Below are 3,336 nucleotides of genomic sequence, written 5' to 3' on the forward strand. Positions count from 1 at the left end.
GCTTATATCCGGCTTAATCAGGTACTTATAGACTGAATACATAGGTTTATAAGAGCAAACCCGGGGAACTGAAACATCTAAGTACCCGGAGGAAGAGAAAGCAAATGCGATTCCCTAAGTAGCGGCGAGCGAAACGGGAACAGCCCAAACCAAGAGGCTTGCCTCTTGGGGTTGTAGGACACTCTATACGGAGTTACAAAGGAATGATATAAGCGAAGAGGTCTGGAAAGGCCCGCCAGAGAAGGTAACAGCCCTGTAACTGAAATGTCATTCCCTCCAGAGTGGATCCTGAGTACGGCGGAACACGTGAAATTCCGTCGGAATCCGGGAGGACCATCTCCCAAGGCTAAATACTCCCTAGTGACCGATAGTGAACCAGTACCGTGAGGGAAAGGTGAAAAGCACCCCGGAAGGGGAGTGAAATAGATCCTGAAACCGTGTGCCTACAAGTAGTTAGAGCCCGTTAATGGGTGATAGCGTGCCTTTTGTAGAATGAACCGGCGAGTTACGATTACATGCAAGGTTAAGGCCTATAAGCCGGAGCCGCAGCGAAAGCGAGTCTGAATAGGGCGAATGAGTATGTAGTTGTAGACCCGAAACCAGGTGATCTACCCATGTCCAGGGTGAAGGTAAGGTAACACTTACTGGAGGCCCGAACCCACGCACGTTGAAAAGTGCGGGGATGAGGTGTGGGTAGCGGAGAAATTCCAATCGAACCTGGAGATAGCTGGTTCTCTCCGAAATAGCTTTAGGGCTAGCCTCAAGAAGAGAATCCTGGAGGTAGAGCACTGTTTGGACTAGGGGCCCATCCCGGGTTACCGAATTCAGACAAACTCCGAATGCCAGTGATTTATACTTGGGAGTCAGACTGCGAGTGATAAGATCCGTAGTCAAGAGGGAAACAGCCCAGACCACCAGCTAAGGTCCCCAAATATCCGTTAAGTGGAAAAGGATGTGGCGTTGCTTAGACAACCAGGATGTTGGCTTAGAAGCAGCCATCATTTAAAGAGTGCGTAATAGCTCACTGGTCGAGTGACACTGCGCCGAAAATGTACCGGGGCTAAACGGATTACCGAAGCTGTGGATGGACATCGTAGATGTCCGTGGTAGGAGAGCGTTCTAAGGGCGTTGAAGTCAGACCGGAAGGACTGGTGGAGCGCTTAGAAGTGAGAATGCCGGTATGAGTAACGAAAGACGGGTGAGAATCCCGTCCACCGAATGCCTAAGGTTTCCTGAGGAAGGCTCGTCCGCTCAGGGTTAGTCGGGACCTAAGTCGAGGCCGATAGGCGTAGACGATGGACAACAGGTTGATATTCCTGTACCACCTCCCCGCCGTTTGAGTAATGGGGGGACGCAGAAGGATAGGGTGAGCGTGCCGTTGGTTGTGCACGTCCAAGTTGTGAGATGAGAAACGAGGCAAATCCCGTTTCTATGTACATCAAGCAGTGATGGCAAGAGGTTTAACCTCAGAGTCCCTGATTTCACACTGCCAAGAAAAGCCTCTAGCGAGGCGGGAGGTGCCCGTACCGCAAACCGACACAGGTAGGCGAGAAGAGAATTCTAAGGTGAGCGAGTGAACTCTCGTTAAGGAACTCGGCAAAATGACCCCGTAACTTCGGGAGAAGGGGTGCTCTGGTAGGGTGTTAAAGCCCGAGAGAGCCGCAGTGAATAGGCCCAGGCGACTGTTTAGCAAAAACACAGGTCTCTGCAAAACCGTAAGGTGACGTATAGGGGCTGACGCCTGCCCGGTGCTGGAAGGTTAAGGGGAGTGCTTAGCGCAAGCGAAGGTGCGAACCGAAGCCCCAGTAAACGGCGGCCGTAACTATAACGGTCCTAAGGTAGCGAAATTCCTTGTCGGGTAAGTTCCGACCCGCACGAAAGGCGTAACGATCTGGGCACTGTCTCAACGAGAGACTCGGTGAAATTATAGTACCTGTGAAGATGCAGGTTACCCGCGACAGGACGGAAAGACCCCGTGGAGCTTTACTGTAGCCTGATATTGAATTTTGGTGCAACTTGTACAGGATAGGTAGGAGCCAGAGAACCCGGAGCGCCAGCTTCGGGGGAGGCGTCGGTGGGATACTACCCTGGTTGTATTGAACTTCTAACCCACAAGCCTAAGCGGCTTGGGAGACAGTGTCAGGCGGGCAGTTTGACTGGGGCGGTCGCCTCCTAAAGAGTAACGGAGGCGCTCAAAGGTTCCCTCAGAATGGTTGGAAATCATTCGCAGAGTGTAAAGGCACAAGGGAGCTTGACTGCGAGACGGACAGGTCGAGCAGGGTCGAAAGACGGACTTAGTGATCCGGTGGTTCCGCATGGAAGGGCCATCGCTCAACGGATAAAAGCTACCCCGGGGATAACAGGCTTATCTCCCCCAAGAGTCCACATCGACGGGGAGGTTTGGCACCTCGATGTCGGCTCATCGCATCCTGGGGCTGTAGTCGGTCCCAAGGGTTGGGCTGTTCGCCCATTAAAGCGGTACGCGAGCTGGGTTCAGAACGTCGTGAGACAGTTCGGTCCCTATCCGTCGCGGGCGCAGGAAATTTGAGAGGAGCTGTCCTTAGTACGAGAGGACCGGGATGGACACACCGCTGGTGTACCAGTTGTTCTGCCAAGAGCATCGCTGGGTAGCTATGTGTGGCCGGGATAAGTGCTGAAAGCATCTAAGCACGAAGCCCCCCTCAAGATGAGATTTCCCATTGCGCAAGCAAGTAAGATCCCTCAGAGACGATGAGGTAGATAGGTTCGGGGTGGAAGCGTGGCGACACGTGCAGCTGACGAATACTAATCGATCGAGGACTTAACCAACAACTGAAATACGTTTTTCAATGTCGATTTATCCAGTTTTGAGCGAACAAGCTCAAAAGTCCAGTGATGATGGCAAAGAGGCCACACCCGTTCCCATCCCGAACACGGAAGTTAAGCTCTTTTGCGCCGATGGTAGTTGGGGGTTTCCCCCTGTGAGAGTAGGACGTCGCTGGGCATACATATGGAGGATTAGCTCAGCTGGGAGAGCATCTGCCTTACAAGCAGAGGGTCGGCGGTTCGATCCCGTCCTCCTCCACCATTTCTTTGTCTCTATTAAGAGAAAGTTAAATATCATTATCGCGGGGTGGAGCAGTTCGGTAGCTCGTTGGGCTCATAACCCAAAGGTCGCAGGTTCAAATCCTGCCCCCGCAACCAAATGGTCCCGTGGTGTAGCGGTTAACATGCCTGCCTGTCACGCAGGAGATCGCCGGTTCGACCCCGGTCGGGACCGCCATTTTATATAAAGAAAAGAACGAAACAAGTTGTTTCGTATTTTTTTATTTGTTTTAACAAAAAACTAATAAAGAC

At 52.2% G+C, this 3,336-nt stretch carries 3 tRNA genes and 2 rRNA genes; all 5 read left to right on the forward strand.

Features of this window, described 5'->3' with window-relative positions:
* Positions 1–2,808 (forward strand): 23S ribosomal RNA (locus tag R0J87_RS18175); the annotation flags it as partial.
* A gap of 59 nt (positions 2,809–2,867) precedes the next feature.
* Positions 2,868–2,983: ribosomal RNA gene (rrf, locus tag R0J87_RS18180) — 5S ribosomal RNA — on the forward strand.
* Positions 2,984–2,991: 8 nt separating this feature from the next.
* Positions 2,992–3,067, forward strand: a tRNA-Val gene (locus R0J87_RS18185).
* A gap of 39 nt (positions 3,068–3,106) precedes the next feature.
* A tRNA-Met gene (locus R0J87_RS18190) sits at positions 3,107–3,183 on the forward strand.
* Positions 3,184–3,186: 3 nt separating this feature from the next.
* Positions 3,187–3,262: transfer RNA gene (locus R0J87_RS18195), tRNA-Asp, on the forward strand.
* Positions 3,263–3,336: the final 74 nt, after the last annotated feature.

This window comes from Halomonas sp. SIMBA_159, from assembly GCF_046536035.1.
Classification (GTDB): domain Bacteria; phylum Pseudomonadota; class Gammaproteobacteria; order Pseudomonadales; family Halomonadaceae; genus Vreelandella; species Vreelandella venusta_A.